Origin of the sequence: Microbacterium enclense (assembly GCA_038182865.1) — a bacterium.
In the GTDB taxonomy this organism is placed as follows: domain Bacteria; phylum Actinomycetota; class Actinomycetes; order Actinomycetales; family Microbacteriaceae; genus Microbacterium; species Microbacterium enclense_B.
The window spans coordinates 1,292,698-1,309,655 of record CP116226.1; the positions used below are offsets into that span (position 1 = coordinate 1,292,698).

General features: G+C 70.1%; 16 protein-coding genes. 8 read left to right on the top strand and 8 right to left on the bottom strand.

The genetic code is table 11. From position 1 onward, the window contains the following. The first annotated feature begins 2 nt into the window (after nt 1-2). The 3 genes from PIR02_06085 (at nt 3) to PIR02_06095 (ending at nt 2,770) form a co-directional block, all read left to right on the top strand. Entirely contained in the window at nt 3-737 is a 735-nt protein-coding gene (locus PIR02_06085) for an MBL fold metallo-hydrolase (GenBank protein ID WZH38234.1), read from the top strand. Between the two features lie 111 nt (nt 738-848). Beyond that, entirely contained in the window at nt 849-2,006 is a 1,158-nt protein-coding gene (locus PIR02_06090; protein ID WZH38235.1) for a 50S ribosome-binding GTPase, read from the top strand. Between the two features lie 107 nt (nt 2,007-2,113). Continuing rightward, nucleotides 2,114-2,770 carry a HEAT repeat domain-containing protein gene (locus PIR02_06095; protein WZH38236.1) on the top strand — a complete coding sequence of 219 codons (657 nt, stop codon included), beginning with the start codon at nt 2,114-2,116 and terminating at the stop codon, nt 2,768-2,770. A gap of 3 nt (nt 2,771-2,773) precedes the next feature. Here the strand turns inward: PIR02_06095 and PIR02_06100 are convergent, their stop codons facing one another. Beyond that, the gene (locus PIR02_06100) at nt 2,774-3,169 is read right to left on the bottom strand and encodes a hypothetical protein (protein ID WZH38237.1); all 396 of its coding nucleotides are present in this window, start codon (nt 3,167-3,169) and stop codon (nt 2,774-2,776) included. A gap of 70 nt (nt 3,170-3,239) precedes the next feature. After that, the gene (locus PIR02_06105; protein WZH38238.1) at nt 3,240-3,506 is read right to left on the bottom strand and encodes a hypothetical protein; all 267 of its coding nucleotides are present in this window, start codon (nt 3,504-3,506) and stop codon (nt 3,240-3,242) included. A gap of 154 nt (nt 3,507-3,660) precedes the next feature. On the opposite strand from PIR02_06105, the gene PIR02_06110 reads away from it, so the two are divergent. The 5 genes from PIR02_06110 to yicI all read left to right on the top strand — a co-directional run bounded on the left by PIR02_06110 (nt 3,661) and on the right by yicI (nt 10,308). Further along, entirely contained in the window at nt 3,661-4,677 is a 1,017-nt protein-coding gene (locus PIR02_06110; protein ID WZH38239.1) for a LacI family DNA-binding transcriptional regulator, read from the top strand. A 139-nt stretch (nt 4,678-4,816) separates the two neighbouring features. Continuing rightward, nucleotides 4,817-6,139: an extracellular solute-binding protein gene (locus PIR02_06115; GenBank protein ID WZH38240.1), complete on the top strand. Its 1,323-nt coding sequence runs from the start codon at nt 4,817-4,819 to the stop codon at nt 6,137-6,139. A gap of 58 nt (nt 6,140-6,197) precedes the next feature. Next, nucleotides 6,198-7,160 carry a sugar ABC transporter permease gene (locus tag PIR02_06120; protein ID WZH38241.1) on the top strand — a complete coding sequence of 321 codons (963 nt, stop codon included), beginning with the start codon at nt 6,198-6,200 and terminating at the stop codon, nt 7,158-7,160. A gap of 95 nt (nt 7,161-7,255) precedes the next feature. Next, nucleotides 7,256-8,083, top strand: a complete 828-nt coding sequence (locus PIR02_06125) for a carbohydrate ABC transporter permease (protein ID WZH38242.1) — start codon at nt 7,256-7,258, stop codon at nt 8,081-8,083. Then, nucleotides 8,083-10,308, top strand: coding sequence for an alpha-xylosidase (yicI, locus tag PIR02_06130; protein WZH38243.1), 2,226 nt, complete (start codon nt 8,083-8,085; stop codon nt 10,306-10,308). The genes PIR02_06125 and yicI overlap by 1 nt, the downstream gene beginning before the upstream one ends. Nucleotides 10,309-10,510: 202 nt before the next feature. Here yicI and PIR02_06135 read toward each other — a convergent pair whose 3' ends face one another. The 6 genes from PIR02_06135 to PIR02_06160 form a co-directional block, all read right to left on the bottom strand. After that, nucleotides 10,511-11,233, bottom strand: a complete 723-nt coding sequence (locus PIR02_06135) for an FAD-binding oxidoreductase (protein ID WZH38244.1) — start codon at nt 11,231-11,233, stop codon at nt 10,511-10,513. Continuing rightward, complete coding sequence (locus tag PIR02_06140; GenBank protein WZH38245.1) at nt 11,230-11,823, bottom strand: molybdopterin-dependent oxidoreductase; 594 nt, start codon at nt 11,821-11,823, stop codon at nt 11,230-11,232. Before PIR02_06140 ends, PIR02_06135 begins: the two co-directional genes overlap by 4 nt. An 87-nt stretch (nt 11,824-11,910) precedes the next feature. Then, nucleotides 11,911-12,690 (bottom strand): hypothetical protein, encoded by a 780-nt coding sequence (locus PIR02_06145; GenBank protein WZH38246.1) that lies wholly within the window; start codon nt 12,688-12,690, stop codon nt 11,911-11,913. Between the two features lie 25 nt (nt 12,691-12,715). Further along, nucleotides 12,716-15,613 (bottom strand): hypothetical protein, encoded by a 2,898-nt coding sequence (locus PIR02_06150; protein ID WZH38247.1) that lies wholly within the window; start codon nt 15,611-15,613, stop codon nt 12,716-12,718. Next, entirely contained in the window at nt 15,613-16,338 is a 726-nt protein-coding gene (locus tag PIR02_06155) for an ABC transporter ATP-binding protein (GenBank protein ID WZH38248.1), read from the bottom strand. The genes PIR02_06150 and PIR02_06155 overlap by 1 nt, the downstream gene beginning before the upstream one ends. Beyond that, nucleotides 16,335-16,916: a PadR family transcriptional regulator gene (locus PIR02_06160; GenBank protein WZH38249.1), complete on the bottom strand. Its 582-nt coding sequence runs from the start codon at nt 16,914-16,916 to the stop codon at nt 16,335-16,337. The genes PIR02_06155 and PIR02_06160 overlap by 4 nt, the downstream gene beginning before the upstream one ends. Nucleotides 16,917-16,958 lie beyond the last annotated feature (42 nt).

Sequence of the window (16,958 nt, forward strand, 5' to 3'; positions counted from 1 at the left end):
CCATGCCCACGCTCCGAGAGATCGCACCCGGCGTGCTCCTTGGTACGAGCAGCATCATGCAGACGAACACGACGGTGGTCGTGGCATCCGGGCGCGCTCTGCTGATCGATCCCGCGTGGATGCCCGACGAACTCGCCGCCCTCGCCGCCGAGCTGCGCGAGCGCCGGATCACGGTCGCCGAGGGTTTCGCGACGCACGCCCATCACGACCACGTGTTGTGGCATCCGGAGTTCGGAGACGTGCCGCGCTGGGCGTCGGCGCGGACGGCGGAGCTCACCCGAACCGAGAGGGCCGACCTCGTCGCCGCTCTCGGACCGCAGTTCTCGCCCGACCTCGTCGACCTGATGGGGCGCGTGGGTGCCGGCACCCCCGCGTTCGACGTCGAGCTCATCGTGCACGACGGGCACGCGCCCGGACACACGGCGCTGTGGTTCCCGGAGCCGAGAGTGCTGGTCGCCGGCGACATGCTGAGCGACGTCGAGCTGCCGCTGCCGTTCTGGCCGCACGATGTCGACGCCTACGAGCGCGCGCTCGACGTGCTCGAGCCGTACGCCGACGCGGCGCGCTTTGTCGTCCCGGGGCACGGGAACGTCGGCACCGACGCGCGCGCCCGCCTCGACGCCGACCGCCGCTATCTCGCCGACATGCGGCGAACCGGTCGTTCGGACGATCCGCGGCGCACGAATCCGGGGATGGATGCCGAATACGAGCGGCTGCGGGAGACCCTCGGAGCGTGAAATGCGACCCGGGGCCGCGCAGGGCCCCGTCCTGTCGCCGTTGTCCAGAGGCGGCTCCGCGATCGCCGCGGATGCGACACTGACGGGGCGAGCGAAAGCGAGGAAAGAGCGATGGCGAAGAAAGACGCGGCGCGGCCCGGGATCGATGAGAAGGCGTTCGTCGACGCGTCGTCGGAGGCGCGGTCGCGGTATGGCCGCTTCAATCTCGCGATCGTCGGAAGTTCTGGGGTGGGGAAGTCCTCGCTCGTCAATGCCGTCTTCGGCCGCGACTGGGCGAAGGTCGGCCGGGGACTCCCGGTCACGCGGGGCGTTCATTTCTACAGCGACGATTCCCTGGGGATCTGGGACGTCGAAGGGTTTGAGATCGGCTCGCCCGTCCCACCGGATCAGCAGCTGCGAAACCACCTCGACGCGATCGCCGCACACCCGGGCGACCACCAGATCTCCGTCGTCTGGTACTGCGTGAAGGCCAACGATGATCGCCTCACGCCCGCTGACATCGCCATGATCCGCGAACTCGACGCGCGGGGGCTGCCGGTGATCCTGGTGCTGACGAAGGTCGACTGGATCAAGAACCCCCTCACCGGTCATCAGGGCGTTGCAAAGGACCTGCAGGCCTTCGTCGACTGGTTGAACGACCCGGTTGACGCGACGACGGGCGAGCGGCTGCGCATCCCCTACCGACAGGTCATCCTCACCTCCACCCGCGACCGGCACGGGAAGGGGAAGGGGCATGGCCTCGGTGACCTTGTCGCGCAGACCCTCGAACTCTCCCCCGAGCGTGACAAGGACGCCTTTCGCATCGCACAGCGCCTCAACCTCCCGTGGAAACGGGAGATGGCGCGGCCGATCATCGCCGCGGCGTCCGCCGCGGCCGCGGGGGCGGCGACCGTTCCGCTTCCTGTCTCGGATGCTCTCACTCTTGCGCCGATCCAGCTGACGATGATGGGGCGCATCGCCGCGATCTACGACCTCGAGGTCAAGACGATGCTGTCGGCCGGGGCTCTCGCGCAGTTCGGTGTGCAGGTCGCGGGGCGCGCGCTCGCCACGAGCTTCCTGAAGCTGATCCCGGGCGCCGGCATCGTTGTGAACGCGGCCGTGGCGGGTGCGCTGACGGCGGCGACGGGCGAGAGCTGGCTCAAGATCTGCGAGCTGCTGCACACCGGCAAGATCGACGTGCGCAAGCTCGACCAGGAGTGGGCGAAGTACGCGCCGAGCTTCATGGACGTCGCGCGGAAGCTGGTCGAGCGGCGCGTGGGGCGCACGTAGAGCGGATGCCGCTGGCGCGGCCGTACGTGACCCCCGGCTTCCCGCCGGTCGACGTCTTCGCGCCGATCGGGCCTCGGCGACCCCGCGGCGTGAACCCTGGAACCACCATGACTGACGCCACCCCCGCCTCGCGCCTGCGCGCCGCGCTCGAGCAGACCGACGCGTCCGCACGGCTGCAGGCCGCGCTCGCCGCCGGCACGCGACCCGATGACAGCTACATCGTCGAGCTCGTGGCGCGGTGCGCGGTGGAGCCCGACTTCTTCGTCCGCGACATGCTGACCTGGGCTCTCACACGGCACGATCCCTCTAACGTGGTTCTGGCGCTGCTGCCCGAGGTGTCGTCCGAAACTGCGCAGGCACGCAGCCAGGCGTTGCACACGCTGTCGAAGATCGGCGACCCCGTCGCCTTCTCGGTGATCACGCCGGCCGTCCTGCGCGATCGCCACCCCGAGGTGGCCCGGGCCGCCTGGCGCACGGCATCCGGTCTCGTTCCCGAAGGGGCCCAGGAAGACCTCGCCGACGAACTCGCCACGCAGTTCGGACGCGGCGACCACGACACGCAGCGCAGCCTGAGCCGTGCCTTCGCCGCGATCGGATTCCGCGCCGAGGGCGCCGTCGAACGCGCGGTGGCGTCGCCGTACGACGTCGTCAGTGCACATGCGCGCGCGACCGCGATCATCATGGACGACCCCGATGCGGAGTTCGCCGAAGCGGCGGTCGAGGCGCGTCGCCTGGTGGCGCAGCGGGCTCTGCCGAACGACTGAGCGTCAGGCGCGCCCGGGGTGCGCGGCCCGCGCGGAGCTGTGCACGATGAACCAGGTCAGGCCCAGCATCGCGAAGATGCCCAGAAGCGACGTCGCCGCCAGGTCGAGACGGTGGGGCAACGTGGTCACGGCGATGACGGCTGCGGTGGCGGTACCGCCCACCGCGACCGCGAGAGCGATCCATCGCACCGCGGGAGACGCGACGAACACCGCCACGATCAGGAGTGCGCTGAGAACGATCTCGGTGAGACCGGCGACGAGCATCTGTGGCGCCCCGAGGCCGAATCCTGTGAACGCGACGCCCACGACCGCGAAAACGGGTGCGAAGACGAAGGCCAGGATGCGAGCTCGTCGCGCGAGCTTCTCGGGTGGCACGGTCGGTGTGGCGGTCCAGCTCATGAGACGTCCTCCGGGGGTCTTCGGATGTCGAGTGGTCAGGGTACCTCGCGAAGGTCGATGGCACAGCCCGTCACACCCGCGGCACGGGCCCACCGGCCGTCCAGGCGCGCAGCAGGTCGACGTCGCTCGACTGGAGGCCGACGGCATCCACCGTCTTGATCCCGCCCACGCCATCGACGTCTCCGCGGCTCGCTCGGCGCGCCAGTCCGTCGGGCATGCGCCGCGACGAGAAGTCGAGAATGGCGTCGACCACGACGACCTCGTCTCCCGGGTTCTCGGCCTCGGCGTGACCGGGGGAGGGCGAGGGGCGAGGGGGGTATTGCTGGCGCGAGATCATCCTCCCTGCGTCCCTGATCCTCCGCTCAACACGCCGCCGCGTGAAACCGTTTTGTTGCTCGCGCCAACTTACCTCTTGCGTTCCCCGCGAACCTCATCTAGCTTTGCTGTCGAAGCGCTTCTCGGAAGCGCTTCGACAGCCACGAAGGAGTGTCATGGTCAAGATCGACGAGGTCGCCCGCGCCGCCGGCGTGTCGATCAGTACCGTCTCCTACGCGCTGAGCGGCAAGCGCCCGGTGTCGGTCGAGACGCGGCGGCGCATCCAGGCCGCCGTGCACGAACTCGGGTACAGCCCCAACGCCGGTGCGCGCATGCTCGCCGGCAGCCAGACGAACATCTTCGCGCTGTCGGAGCCGCTCCGCGCCGACTCCCACGCCCCGAGCCACATGTCGTTCATGCACGCGATGACGGTCGCCGCTCGCCGGAAGGAGTACGACATGCTCCTCCTCACCGACGAAGACGCCTCGGCCGGCATGAAGAGAGTCGCGCAGAGCGGACTCGTGGATGCCATCCTCGTGCTCGATGTCGCCCCCGACGACGCGCGGGTCGAGATCGCCCGCGCGAGCGCGACCCCGACGATCTTCGTCGGCATCCCGAACGACCACGAGAACCTCGTGTGCGTCGACCTCGACTTCGAGCGCGCCACCGTCGAGGCCGTCGATCGACTCGCCGACGCCGGACATCGCGCCATCGGCCTCATCGGCGGGTCGGAGCGGGCGTACGAGAAGTCGAACTTCCCCTCTCGTGTGCGGGCGGCGCTGTCGGAACGCGCGACGGAGCGGGGAATGAGCGCGGTGGCGGTGGCATCCGGTCCCGTCGTCACCGACCGCAGCCACGTGCGTCGCTCGGTGCGCCGCTTCGTCGAGGACGGGGTCACCGGAATCGTGCTGCACGCTCCGGAGGAAGTCCTCCAGGTCGTGCTCGTCGAGCTCGACGCCCTCGGCACGAGCGTGCCCGGCGACGTGTCGATCGTGTCGGTCGGCAGCAGCTTCGACACCGATGCCCAGTCCACCCCCGTCGACTCGATCCCGCTCGTGCCGCAGAGCTCGTGCGAGCTCGCCGTCGACCTCGCCATCGAGCTGATCGCCGGGCGGCCCGTGGCATCCGGTCTCCATCTCATCGCCCCGACCTATCTCGAGCGCGGCTCCGTCGCCGCGGCTCCTCCGGCCTGACCCCACACCTCCATATCTCGTTCTGTTCGCCCATCATCGAAGCGCTTCGACATGGTTTCGATGGCAGGCCTGAGCGCATCCGCCCCCGCTAGCGGACACCCCCTGAACCCAGCGGACCACAGTGAAAGGAGTGCCAACGATGGCACGCACGAACGCACAACGACGCGCGACCCGGGCCCTCGCGGCCGTCGGCTCGATCGCCGTCGCCGCCCTCACCCTCTCCGCCTGCAGCGGAGGTGGCGGCGACGCCGGATCCACCGACGGCGAGGGCAAGACCCTCACCCTCTGGCACTACGAGGGAGCCGACAGTGCCATGGCCAAGGCGTGGAACGCCGCCGTGCCGATCTTCGAGGAGAAGACCGGGGCGACGGTGAAGATCGAGGAGAAGTCCTTCGAGCAGATCCAGAAGACGGCGAGTCAGGTGCTCGACACCGACGCCGCTCCCGACCTCATGGAGTTCAACAAGGGCAACGCCACCGCCGGCTTCCTCGCCAGCACCGGTCTGATCGCCGACATCAGCGACGCGGTCACCGAGTACGGGTGGGATGCCAAGCTCGCTCCGTCGCTGCAGACCACGGCGAAGTACTCTTCCGACGGGGTCATGGGGGGAGACACCTGGTACGGCGTGCCCAACTACGGCGAGTTCGTCGGCGTCTACTACAACCTCGACGCCTTCGCCGCGGCCGGTGTGGAGGTGCCGACCACGTACGCCGAGTTCGTGAAGGCCCTCGACGCCTTCGTCGCGAAGGGCATCACCCCGCTCGCCGAATCCGGCGCCGAGTACCCGCTCGGCCAGCTCTGGTACCAGCTGGCGCTCTCGAAGGCCGATCGCTCGTGGGTCGACGACTACCAGCTCTACACGAACCCCGTCGACTGGAACGGCCCCGAGGTCGACTATGCCTCGGAGACCCTCAAGGAGTACGTCGACAAGGGCTACATCGCCAAGGACGTCTCCTCCGTCAAGGCAGAAGACGCGGGCGTCTCGTTCATCAACGGCACCTCCCCGATCTTCGTCTCGGGATCGTGGTGGTACGGCCGGTTCGCGGAGGAAGCCGGATTCGACTGGAGCCTCGCGGCGTTCCCCGAGTCGAAGCTCTCGCTGGGGTCGTCGGGCAACCTCTGGGTCGTTCCGGAGCGCTCGAAGAACAAGGACCTCGCCTACCAGTTCATCGACATCACGATGAGCCCCGAGATCCAGGCGATCATCGGCAACAACGGTGGCGTTCCGGTGGCCGCCGACACCGCCGACATCACGGATGCCAAGAGCAAGGAGCTCATCGACACGTTCAACGGCGTCCTCGCCGACGACGGACTGTCGTTCTACCCCGACTGGCCCGCCCCCGGCTTCTACGACGTGCTCGTGCAGGAACTGCAGGGACTGGTCACCGGAACCCAGGATGCCGCGACCACCAACGCGAACCTCGGGAAGAAGTACGACGAGGGAACCGCGGACTTCCGCTGACCCCGGTGGGGGCGCCGCCTCGCGGCGCCCCCACCTCTCCCCGATCTGGAGACCGCGAATGGCCCTTCTGACCCGCCCGGCGCGCGTGGCCCTGCCACCCGAACAGCCGGCCATCCCCCAACGCCGAGGCGGCACCGCCGGCTACTGGCTCTACCTGCTCCCCGGCTTCGTCCTGCTGCTGGTGATCGTCATCATCCCGCTGGTGTGGAACGTCTTCCTCACCTTCACGAAGTGGCGCGGCATCGGCGACCCCGAGTTCATCGGCCTTGACAACTGGACCAAGCTGCTCGCCGACGAGGACTTCTGGACCTCGTTCGTCAACTCGATCTGGATGATCCTCGCGATGGTCGTCGTCCCGACGATCGTCGGCCTCACCGTCGCCGCCCTGCTCTTCGACGTCGTCGGGCGCAAGTTCGGCGGCAAGGTCGGCAGCTTCCTGCGTGCCACCTACTACCTGCCGCAGATCCTCCCCATCGCGGTGGCCGGCATCGTCATCGGCTGGATCGTCCGCCCGGGCGACACCGGCGCCCTCAACCAGGTCCTCCGCGCCCTCGGCCTCCCGTCGTACGACTGGCTCGGGCAGATGCCCTCGGCGCTCATCGTGCTGATGGTCGTGCTCGTCTGGGTGCAGATCGGCTATCCCGTCGTGGTGTTCATGGCCGCACTCCAGCGCGTGGACCCCGAGCTGTACGAGGCCGCCGAGCTCGACGGGGCGAACTGGTTCCAGCGCTTCACGGCGATCACGATGAGCATCATCCGCCCCGAGATCTTCGTCGTGACCCTCACCTGCACGATCGCGGCACTGAAGGTCTTCGGCCCCGTCTACGTCATCACCCAGGGCGGACCCGCGGGGTCCACGATCGTCCCCGCCTACTACGCCTACCTCGAGTTCTTCACGAAGCGGAACGTCGGCTACGGCGCGACCATCGCGACCGTCCTCACGATCGTCGTCGTCATCGTCTCGATCGTGTTCATCCGGGTGCAGGGCTCGCTCGAACGCAAGGAAAGGGCGGGACTCTGATGGCCTCGGCATCCGTTCTCACCACGACCGCCGCCGAACGCTCACCGCGGCGCTCCGGCGGTCCGGGCCGCGGCACACGCGGAGGCCGTGGCGGCATGACTCGCCGCCGCCCGGTCGACTGGCTGCTGCTCGCGCTCGTCGTCGTCGGAGCGCTCCTCGTGCTCGCGCCGTTCTACCTCGTGCTCGTGAACTCGTTCAAGTCGCCCGTCGACTACGCGACCTCGGGCCCGCTCGCTCTGCCGCAGCAGCTCGACTTCGGCGGGATCGTCGACTTCTGGAACCGCGTCGACTTCCCCCGCAAGGTCGGCAACTCGATCCTCATCTCGGGCGTCGTCGCGGTGCTCGCGGTGCTGATCTCGGTGCTCAACGCCTTCGCGATCGGGATCGGGCGCGTGCGCGGGCGCACCGGCATCGTGTTGCTGTTCCTCATGGCGAACCTGCTCCCGCAGGAGGCGCTGCTGTACCCGCTGTACTACATGTTCAAAGAGGTCGGCCTGTACGACAACGTCTGGTCGGTCATCATCGTGTTCACCGTGGTGCAGGCGGCCTTCGGCACCTACCTGCTGTCGTCGGTGTACGGCACGTTCCCGCGCGAGATCCTCGAAGCCGCGGCGATCGACGGCGCGACCCGCTGGCAGATCCTCTGGCGCGTGATCTTCCCGATCAGCCGCCCGACCCTCTCGGTGCTGCTGATCTTCTTCTTCATCTGGACGTGGAACGAGTTCCTCATCCCGCTGACGTTCCTGGCATCCAACGACAACCAGACCGTGCCGGTCGCGATCAGCGTCCTGCAGGGCGATCGCCTCATGGATGTCACCACCATCAGTGCGTCGGCGCTGCTCGGCATCATCCCGACGCTCATCTTCTTCCTCATCTTCCAACGCACGCTGACACGCGGCATCACGGCAGGAGCAGTCAAGTAATGAAGTTCACCGATGGTTTCTGGCTCATGCGTCACGGCGTGACCGTCGACTACGCGGCCGAGGCCTACGACATCGGCGAGACCGAGAACACCCCCGACGGACCGGGACTCGTGGTGCACGCCCCCACCAAGGTGATCGCCAAACGCGGCGACGTGCTGAATCGGACGCTTCTCACCGTCACTCTCTCGTCGCCCCTCGAGGGAGTCGTGCGGGTGCGCATCGTGCACCACGACGGCGGCGGCCGGGGCGCGGGTTTCGCGCTGCCGGGGGCCGTCGGCGGCGGCGACGTGGACGTCGAGGCGGGCACCCTGACGGCGGGGCGGCTCGTCGCGCGGGTTTCTCCGGGTGCGCCGTGGGAGCTCTCGTTCGAGGTCGACGGGCAGCGCGTCACGGGCAGCGGCCACCGCTCGGTCGGGCGGGTGAGCCTCGCGGCGGATGCCGATGTCGACGCGGGCGTGATCTCGAACGTCGGGGCCGACACGGGTGTGCCCGCCTCGCGACACTTCGTGCACGAGCAGCTCGACCTCGGTGTCGGCGAGACGATCTACGGTCTCGGCGAACGCTTCGGACCCGTGGTGAAGAACGGCCAGACGGTCGACATCTGGAACGCCGATGGCGGCACCTCGAGCGAACAGGCGTACAAGAGCGTGCCGTTCTACGTCTCGTCGAGCGGGTACGGCGTGCTCGTCAACGACCCCGGGCACGTCTCGTTCGAGGTCGGCTCCGAGAACGTCGAGCGCGTGCAGTTCTCCGTCTCAGGGGAGGCGCTGGAGTACTTCGTCATCGCCGGCCCCACCCCGAAAGACGTCCTCGAGCGCTACACCGCGCTCACCGGTCGGCCGCCTGTCGTGCCCGCGTGGTCTTTCGGCACCTGGCTCACCACGTCGTTCACCACTGATTACGACGAGCAGACCGTGAACGCGTTCATCGACGGCATGGCCGAGCGCGACCTCCCCCTGTCGGTGTTCCACTTCGACTGCTTCTGGATGCGCGAGTTCAACTGGACCGACTTCGAGTGGGACACCCGGGTCTTCCCGGATCCGGATGCCATGCTCCAGCGCCTGCATGACCGGGGCCTGCGGGTGTCGGTGTGGATCAACCCCTACATCGCCCAGCGCTCGGTGCTGTTCGCCGAGGGGGTCGAGAAGGGCTACTTCGTGCGCCGGCCCGACGGGTCGCCCTGGCAGTGGGACCTGTGGGCGCCGGGCATGGCGCTCGTCGACTTCACCAACCCCGAGGCCACGGCGTGGTACCAGTCGCACGTGCGAAAGCTCATCGCGCAGGGCGTGGACTGCTTCAAGACCGACTTCGGCGAGCGGATCCCCACCGACGTCGTCTGGCACGACGGCACCGATCCCGAGCGCATGCACAACCTCTACGCGCAGCTCTACAACGCGGCCGTGCACGAGGTGCTCGTCTCCGAGCGGGGTGTCGGAGAGGCCGTGCTCTTCGCGCGGTCGGCGACCGCGGGAGGGCAGACCATGCCCGTGCACTGGGGCGGCGACAACTCCTCGACCTTCACGTCGATGGCCGAGACGCTTCGGGGCGGCCTGTCGCTCGCGTGGAGCGGCTTCGCGTTCTGGAGTCACGACATCGGCGGCTTCGAGGGCACGCCCGACCCGGCGGTGTTCAAGCGCTGGATCGCCTACGGGATGCTGTCGTCGCACAGCCGCTTCCACGGCTCCGACTCGTACCGGGTGCCGTGGGCGTTCGACGACGAGGCGGTCGACGTGGCGCGGTCGTTCTCGCGGCTCAAGCTGCGGCTCATGCCCTACCTCTACGCGGCGGCGCGCGAGGCGAGCGTGACGGGCGTTCCCGTGATGCGGCCGATGGCTCTGGAGTTCCCCGACGACCCCGCGACCGCCTACCTCGACCGCCAGTACATGCTCGGCCCCGACCTTCTCGTCGCGCCCGTTTTCTCGGCATCCGGTGATGTGTCGGTCTACCTGCCGTCTGGGGAGTGGACCCATCTGCTGTCCGGCGAGCGCGTGACCGGCGGCGGCTGGCGTCGCGAGAAGCACGGCTTCGACTCGCTGCCGCTGTACGTGCGGCCGGGGGCGGTGCTCCCGTGGGGCGCTCGCGACGACCGCCCCGACTACGACTACCTCGACGGGCTGCGGCTGCGGGTCTTCCCCGGCGGCGAGGGGATCGCCGAGGTGACGGTCACGACGCCGGAGGGGCGGAGCGAGACGTTCCGCGTGGACCGAGGGGACGTGACGGAGTAGGTCGGGGCCCGCGGAGGGGTCGGGGCGTTGGAGGGGGCTGAGCTCGTCGAAGCTCCCGGCCCCTTCGACAGGCTCAGGGACCTGAGTGCGGGCGCGCGGTTTCGTCGTGACCGAGGGAGGGCCGGGGAAGAGGGGAGGAGGGATGCCGCGGCCCCGGTCCTCCCGGAACGTCCTCCGCTCGCGCCGGCGACCCCGCCCAGTGTCACGCCCCGCCGAAACGCTCCGTCCGCACCCGCAGGGGCGGGTGGCCGGCGGCGACGACCGCGTCGGCGGTGGCCTCGACGAAAGCCGTCGGCCCGCAGATGAAGATGAGCGGACGATCCTCGGGCGGGATCGTCAGGGCTTCGAGGTCGGTCTGCGTGACGCGGCCCGCGGTGCGCACCGATCCGGCGGGAGCGAGGCGCGTATGGATCCAGTCGGTGCGGATGCCGGCGGCCCCGAGCCGCAGGATCTCATCGGCGTACATGGCATCCGGTGCCGAACGTACCGAGTACAGCAACCGGAAGGGCTGGGCGGTGCCTGCGGCCGCGCGCGCCCGGGCGATCGAGAGCAGCGGCACGATGCCCGAGCCGCCGGCGATGAGCTGCACGGGGGAGGGATCGCTCTCGCGCCAGACGAAGTACTGGCCCAGCGGACCCTTCACTTCGAGGAAGTCGCCGGGGCGTACCTCCTCGACGAGGTAGGGCGAGACCTCGCCGTCTTCGACCTCGTCGACGGCGAGCTCGACGCGCTCGCCGGGACCGAAGTTCGCGATCGAGTAGGACCGTTCCGCCTGGTAACCGTCCTCGGCCGTGAGGCGGATGTCGAGGTGCTGCCCGGGCAGGCTCCCGGTCCAGCCCGGCACATCGAGCACGAGCGAGCGGGCGTGCGAGGTGAGCGGCGCGACCGACTCGACGTGCGCCGGCAGCCAGGGCGTCGCCGTCACCAGTACCGCTCTTCGCGCCACGGATCGCCGTGCATGTTGTACCCGTTCTGCTCCCAGAAGCCGGGTTCGTCGCGCGCCTGCAGGACGAGTCCGCGCACCCATTTGGCGCTCTTCCAGAAGTAGAGGTGCGGGACGAGAAGTCGCGCAGGTCCCCCGTGTTCGGGCGCGAGCGGCTTCCCGTCGAACTCGAAGACGACCCACGCCTTGCCGCCCATGAGGTCTTTCACGGGCACGTTCGTCGTGTAGCCGCCGTACGAGTGCGCCATCACCGAGGGGGCCGCGCTGTCGACGTCGGCCAGCAGCGTGTCGACCGAGACGCCGCGCCACGATGTGCCGAACTTCGACCACCGGGTCACGCAGTGGATGTCGGTGTGCACGTCCTCGATCGGCAGGGCGTGGATCTCGTCCCACGTCCACGTCGTCGTCGCGCCCGTCTCGGTGCGGATGGCGAACTGCCAGTCCTCGGTCCGGATGCGCGGGGTCGGACCCGCGGAGAGAACCGGGAAGTCCTCGGTCAGGTACTGCCCCGGGGGAAGGTGCGGATTCGCTTCGCGTCGACGCGCTCCAAAACCCCTGCTGAACTCGGCCATGACGCCTCCCTGGCCCGACCTTACTCGCCGGTGCGCGGCGAGTGAATCGACGATGACGTGGCGGCAGGCCCGCGCGATCGTGGCGGATCAGCCCTTCGGAACCTCGATGTCGACCGGTTCGCCCCAGGCGGTGAACTGCTGCAGCGACGTGGCCTGCACGCCGCCGAAGGTACCGGTGGCCTGCGTGCCCACGACGCGGTGCCCTTCGCCGAGCCACACGATCATCTCGGTGATCTCGACGCCGCCGGCCGAGAACGGGGCATCGGCCTGCAGGCGCCACGCCCGCACGTCGGTGCCGTCGGGGAGGGCCACCGTGTCTTGGCCGGTCTGGACCGTCCACGACGGGGAGGAGGAGAGAAGGGATGCCGCGGCCGAGGGGTCGGCGAAGGCGCGGTACGACTGTCCGATGGTCGAGGCGATGACCGCGCGATAGTCGTCGCTCGACGCGTCGGCCTTCACCCACGCACCGTCGAACGTGACCCATGCCTCCGTGGGTGTGAGGACGAAGTCGTTCGTCCCCTCGGGACCCGTGACCGAGCCCGAGGTCGCCGGGGCGTCGCCGTAGACGAAGTCCGCCTCGCCGGTCAGATCGGCGGACTGCAGGTGAAGGTGGCCGCTGCCCTCGGCGCGCGAGAAGGCGATCACGCAGGCCGCCAGGTCGTCGCCGGTGACCGTGGCGTCGGCGATGAGGTCGACGTCGTCGCACTCGCGGGGCGAGGCGACCACGGTGCCCCCGGTCGGGGTCGGCGACGCCGGGGCCGCCACGGTCTCCGTGCCCTGCGGTGCCGGATCGGCCGCCGAGGTGCACGCGGTGAGGAGCGCCAGGGCGCTCACGGTGAGTGCGAGGGTCTTCGTCGTTCGCCGCATGGCATCCACTCTAGGAAAGTCCCGCTCACTCCACCCGGCGGACCGCGCGTCGCGGCGGACGCGCCACGAGCAGCACTCCGACGAGCGACGCGGCGACCACAACGACCGCGAGCAGGCCCTGCAGGTCCCACAGCGGGATCGTCTGCAGCCACGAGCCGGGACTCCCGGCGAACCGCGACCACGCCACCACGTACGAGCCCATCGCGAGTCCCGCGCCGAGCCCGAGCGGTACCCCCAAGAGGAGGATCAGCGACCCCTGTGCGAGGGCGACCCGACGCAGGAACCGCGGGGTCGCGCCGACGGCGTACATCGTCGTCGCGTCGCGTCGGGCCTGGGTGCGCGCGAGCAGCAGAGACACCGTGGTCGCCACGACCGCGAGGGCGGCCAAGGCCAGGATCGGTGCGAGGCCGGCGGCATCGCCCCACGGGTCCACATTCTGCGGGGTCGCCATGGTGACGAGCGACGTGTGGGTGGTGACGATCTCGCGAGCGCGGTCCAGCTCGCCCGCGGTGAGCGGTCGCGAGGTCAGCACGTACTCGCCCACGAAGTCGAACTCGGTGAGCCCGAGAGCGCGGGCCGTCTCAGGCGAGACCGTGAGCGGCGGAGCGAACCCGCGCAGGAAGGCGCCGGGAACGGGCGTGATCGATGACGCGCCCTCTTCCCCGGGGAACATGTCGGCCCCGACCGCGAGCCGCACCTCCCCGTCGCCGCTGAGTCTCGTCGCGTCGTTGACGATCGCCCCGCCTGCCTCCAGCACATCGGCGGCGGCGTCTGCCCCGGCGATCCCCGAGGCGCGTACGGCGTCCGCCGACAGGACGTAGGTGTTCGTGCCGCCCATCCACGCGACGCTCATGCTCGGCGAGTAGCCGTCGACCGCGTCGCGGCAGGTCACGGTCTCGTCGGGGTCGAGCATCGCGGGCGCGTCCGGGGCGAGGCCGGCCGGGCAGGTCTTCTCGGGCGCGGGGAGCGCTTCGAGGTGCCGCGAGCCGTCGAGCGCGGTGGTCTCGATGGGAAGGGTGCCGGTGACGGGGATATCCTCCGCGAGGGCGCGGGCGGCGTCGGCGAACACGAGGCGATCGAACGCGGGCGAGACCGACACGAAGGTGCCCAGGACGAGATGGCCGGCGCCGACCATCTGCCCCGTGGAGTCGCGGTTGTTCTGCGTTCCCGACCCCGTCACGACGAGCAGCGCGGATGCCGCGAGAACCGCGACCAGCACGCCCGCGGCCGCGGGGACCACACGCGTCGGGTGATCGAGACCGTCGCGCACGGCCATCCGCAGCGCGAGGGGTGCGCGCCCCGCGGCGCGGCCGGCGACGGAGAGAAGGGCCCGGATGCCGAGGACGAGCGCGCTCGCCCCCACGACGACGGTCGCGGCGACCAGCAGGGCCGCCGAGGGGTCGGTCTGGCCGGGGGCACGGTACTCGGCGGGAAGCTGAGCGAGGGCATCTCGGAATGCTCCGGCCCGCGCGAAGGCGCCCCACCCGGCGATGACGGCGAGTACCGCGAGGACCACGGGAAGAACCGCTCGCGTGATGATGCGTGCACGGCCGGGCGCTGTGGGCGCGGCGAGTCGGTCCCTGACCGCGTCGACCGGTTGGAGGCGGGACGCCCGGCGGGCGGGACCCAGGGTGGCGACGAGTCCGATCACGACGGCGATGGCGACGCCCGCGAGCGGCGCCCACACCGGGAACCGCGTCCACATGTCCGCGCCGGGGTAGGCCGCTGCGACGAGCAGCGCGCCGCCCGCGATTCCGAGCCCGACGCCCACGATGCCGCCACCGGCACCGACGAGACCGCCCTGCAGGAGGATCGTGCGCCGCAGATCCCGCGGGGTGGCCCCGGCGACGGCCGCGAGGCCGAGCATCCGGCGGGACTCGTCCGCTGCCACCGCGAACGCGGGGGTCACCAGGCCCAGGACGAGCAGCGCTCCGACGAACGCCACGAGGATCGTCACCGCCGCGCGCTCGATGAGCGCCTTGGCATCCGTCTCGACGGGGTAGAGCGCACTCGCCGGCGGGTAGTTCTCGAGCACGTCGCGCGAGACGGCGAACGTCTGCAGGGCGTTGAGCGCTTGCGCGTTGGCCCAGGTGACCGGCGCATCGCCCACGACGAGCCAGCGCCCATCGATTCCGACGGGGTCGGCTGCGACCAGGCGCGACATCCATCCCTCGGGAGCCCATGCCGTCTGCTCGGCGCCGGGCGCGATGCCGCTCACGCGATACCCGCGCTGCACGTTCTGGACGACCTCGCCGAGGCGGCCCTCCCCGGTGCTCCCGTACCACCCCGACCACGGCGGGGCCACGAGAGACACGTCGTCGCCGACGCTGAGGCCCAGACGCTCGGCGAACGCCCGTGAGACGACCGCTTCGGTGTCATCGATCGGCATCCGCCCCTCGTCGAGCGCCGGGATCAGGATGCCGAGCCCCTCGGCATCCGCTTCGATCAGGCGCCCGGTCGACAGCGTCGAGACGTCGATGTCGGCCGCCGCCACGTCGGCCCCGGCGGCGCTCTCGACGCCGGGGGCGAGGTTCAGCCCCGTCGTCGCGATGAGTTCGAGCGAACGCCAGAACGGAATGAGGTGGTCGCTCGTCGGGAGTGCCCGCGCGAGCTCGTCGGCCGTCGGGGGTTCTGTCTCGAGGTCGCCGTTCCAGGGGCCGGGTGCTCCTTCGGGGAGCTGGGGGAACGGCGGCGCCTCGCGCGTGAGCGTGGTCGCGGTGAGAACGGCTTGTGCGTCCGACGGGATGCTCGCGAGAGCCTGGTCGCGCGACGGCGTCGGAGCCTGCTGGACGGCTGCCCACGCCACGAGCGCGGCGATCGGCAGAGCGATCAGCAGGCATGACAGCACGGTGCGAAGCGCGTGCGCGCGGGTGTCGCGGAGGGCGAGCCGCAGGGTGGGTCGCCACGAGGGGATGCCGCGCATCACACGACTCCGGATGCCTCGGCGAGCAGCGCGTCGGGATCGCTGGGTCCCGTCTGGTCGACGATGCGTCCGTCGCGCAGGAAGATCGTCCGGTCGGCCCACGCGGCGAATCGCGGTTCGTGCGTGACCATGAGCACGGCCGCCCCTCGATCGGCGCGGTCGCGCAGCACCTCCAGAACGGCGGTGCCCGTGGCCGAGTCGAGTGCACCGGTCGGTTCGTCGGCGAGCACGAGTCGGCGCGCTCCGACGAGGGCACGGGCGATCGCCACGCGTTGGGCCTGTCCGCCCGAGAGCTCATCGGGGCGGCGGTCCGCCACATCGGTCAGCCCCGTATCGGCGAGGACCTCGAGCGCGGCCCGGCGCGCGCGGCGTGCGGAGTGGCCGTCGAGCTCGAGGGGGAACGCGACGTTCTCGGCGGCGGTGAGGGAGGGGAGGAGGTTGAAATCCTGGAACACGTAGCCGACGCTCCGACGGCGAAGAAGCGCGAGCTTGGTCGCGTCGAGGCCGCCGATGTCGGTGCCTTCGAGGAGCACCTGACCCGACGTCGGTCGGTCGAGGCCTCCGGCGAGGTGGAGCAGCGTCGACTTGCCCGAGCCGGACGGCCCCATGACGGCGACGAACTCCCGCGGGCGGACGACCAGATCGGCGTGGTGCAGGGCGGTGACTTCGCGGACTCCCTCGCCGTGCACGCGTGTGGCGCCGCGCAGCTCGAGGACGGCGGTCATCGCGCGCTCCGCTCGCGAGGTGCGACCGGGGCGGTGCGGGACGCGCGGGGAGTGGCATCCGGGATCCGGCGACGCGCGGCGGTCTCTTCGACGTCGTCGAGCCAGCGCAGCTCGGCCTCGGTGAGGAAGATGTGGTTGTCGAGGACGAGGCGGCCGGCGATGTCGTCGGCGTCGAGCCCGCGGCGCAAGCGGGTGAGGTCGTGGAGCGTGCGATGGGTGGCGGCGCGCTGCTTCTGTACGAGGTCTTGCACGTCGAGGTCGCCGAGGGCCACCGCGAGGGCGAACTTGATGACGAGCTCGTCACGACCGCGCTGGGCCGGCGAGACGGGGTCGGCCCACCACGCCTGAAGTTCTCGCATGCCCTCATCTGTCAGGTGCCAGGGGCGCTGGACGTCGTCGTCGTCCTGTTCATCGCGGACGACGAGGCCGTCTCGCTGAAGACGCTGGAGGGTGGACGAGACCTGGCCGATGTTCAGGGGCCATGAGTTGCTCGTGGTGTCGTCGAAGTCCTTTCGCAGCTGATACGTCGTCGAGGGCTGGCGCGAGAGCAGGGCCAGCAGGGCGAACTTCACCGACATCGAAACCTCCGGGGTTACTGAGTAACTGCGACCCTACGGGGT

What these genes read in the sequence shown, in the direction of transcription:
- PIR02_06095 (WZH38236.1), top strand. Translation starts at nt 2,114, where the DNA reads ATGACTGACGCCACCCCCGCCTCGCGCCTGCGCGCCGCGCTCGAGCAG.
- PIR02_06110 (WZH38239.1), top strand. Translation starts at nt 3,661, where the DNA reads ATGGTCAAGATCGACGAGGTCGCCCGCGCCGCCGGCGTGTCGATCAGT.
- PIR02_06150 (WZH38247.1), bottom strand. Translation starts at nt 15,613, where the DNA reads ATGCGCGGCATCCCCTCGTGGCGACCCACCCTGCGGCTCGCCCTCCGC.
- PIR02_06120 (WZH38241.1), top strand. Translation starts at nt 6,198, where the DNA reads ATGGCCCTTCTGACCCGCCCGGCGCGCGTGGCCCTGCCACCCGAACAG.
- PIR02_06125 (WZH38242.1), top strand. Translation starts at nt 7,256, where the DNA reads ATGACTCGCCGCCGCCCGGTCGACTGGCTGCTGCTCGCGCTCGTCGTC.
- PIR02_06085 (WZH38234.1), top strand. Translation starts at nt 3, where the DNA reads ATGCCCACGCTCCGAGAGATCGCACCCGGCGTGCTCCTTGGTACGAGC.
- PIR02_06145 (WZH38246.1), bottom strand. Translation starts at nt 12,690, where the DNA reads ATGCGGCGAACGACGAAGACCCTCGCACTCACCGTGAGCGCCCTGGCG.
- PIR02_06090 (WZH38235.1), top strand. Translation starts at nt 849, where the DNA reads ATGGCGAAGAAAGACGCGGCGCGGCCCGGGATCGATGAGAAGGCGTTC.
- PIR02_06140 (WZH38245.1), bottom strand. Translation starts at nt 11,823, where the DNA reads ATGGCCGAGTTCAGCAGGGGTTTTGGAGCGCGTCGACGCGAAGCGAAT.
- yicI (WZH38243.1), top strand. Translation starts at nt 8,083, where the DNA reads ATGAAGTTCACCGATGGTTTCTGGCTCATGCGTCACGGCGTGACCGTC.
- PIR02_06155 (WZH38248.1), bottom strand. Translation starts at nt 16,338, where the DNA reads ATGACCGCCGTCCTCGAGCTGCGCGGCGCCACACGCGTGCACGGCGAG.
- PIR02_06160 (WZH38249.1), bottom strand. Translation starts at nt 16,916, where the DNA reads ATGTCGGTGAAGTTCGCCCTGCTGGCCCTGCTCTCGCGCCAGCCCTCG.
- PIR02_06115 (WZH38240.1), top strand. Translation starts at nt 4,817, where the DNA reads ATGGCACGCACGAACGCACAACGACGCGCGACCCGGGCCCTCGCGGCC.
- PIR02_06105 (WZH38238.1), bottom strand. Translation starts at nt 3,506, where the DNA reads ATGATCTCGCGCCAGCAATACCCCCCTCGCCCCTCGCCCTCCCCCGGT.
- PIR02_06100 (WZH38237.1), bottom strand. Translation starts at nt 3,169, where the DNA reads ATGAGCTGGACCGCCACACCGACCGTGCCACCCGAGAAGCTCGCGCGA.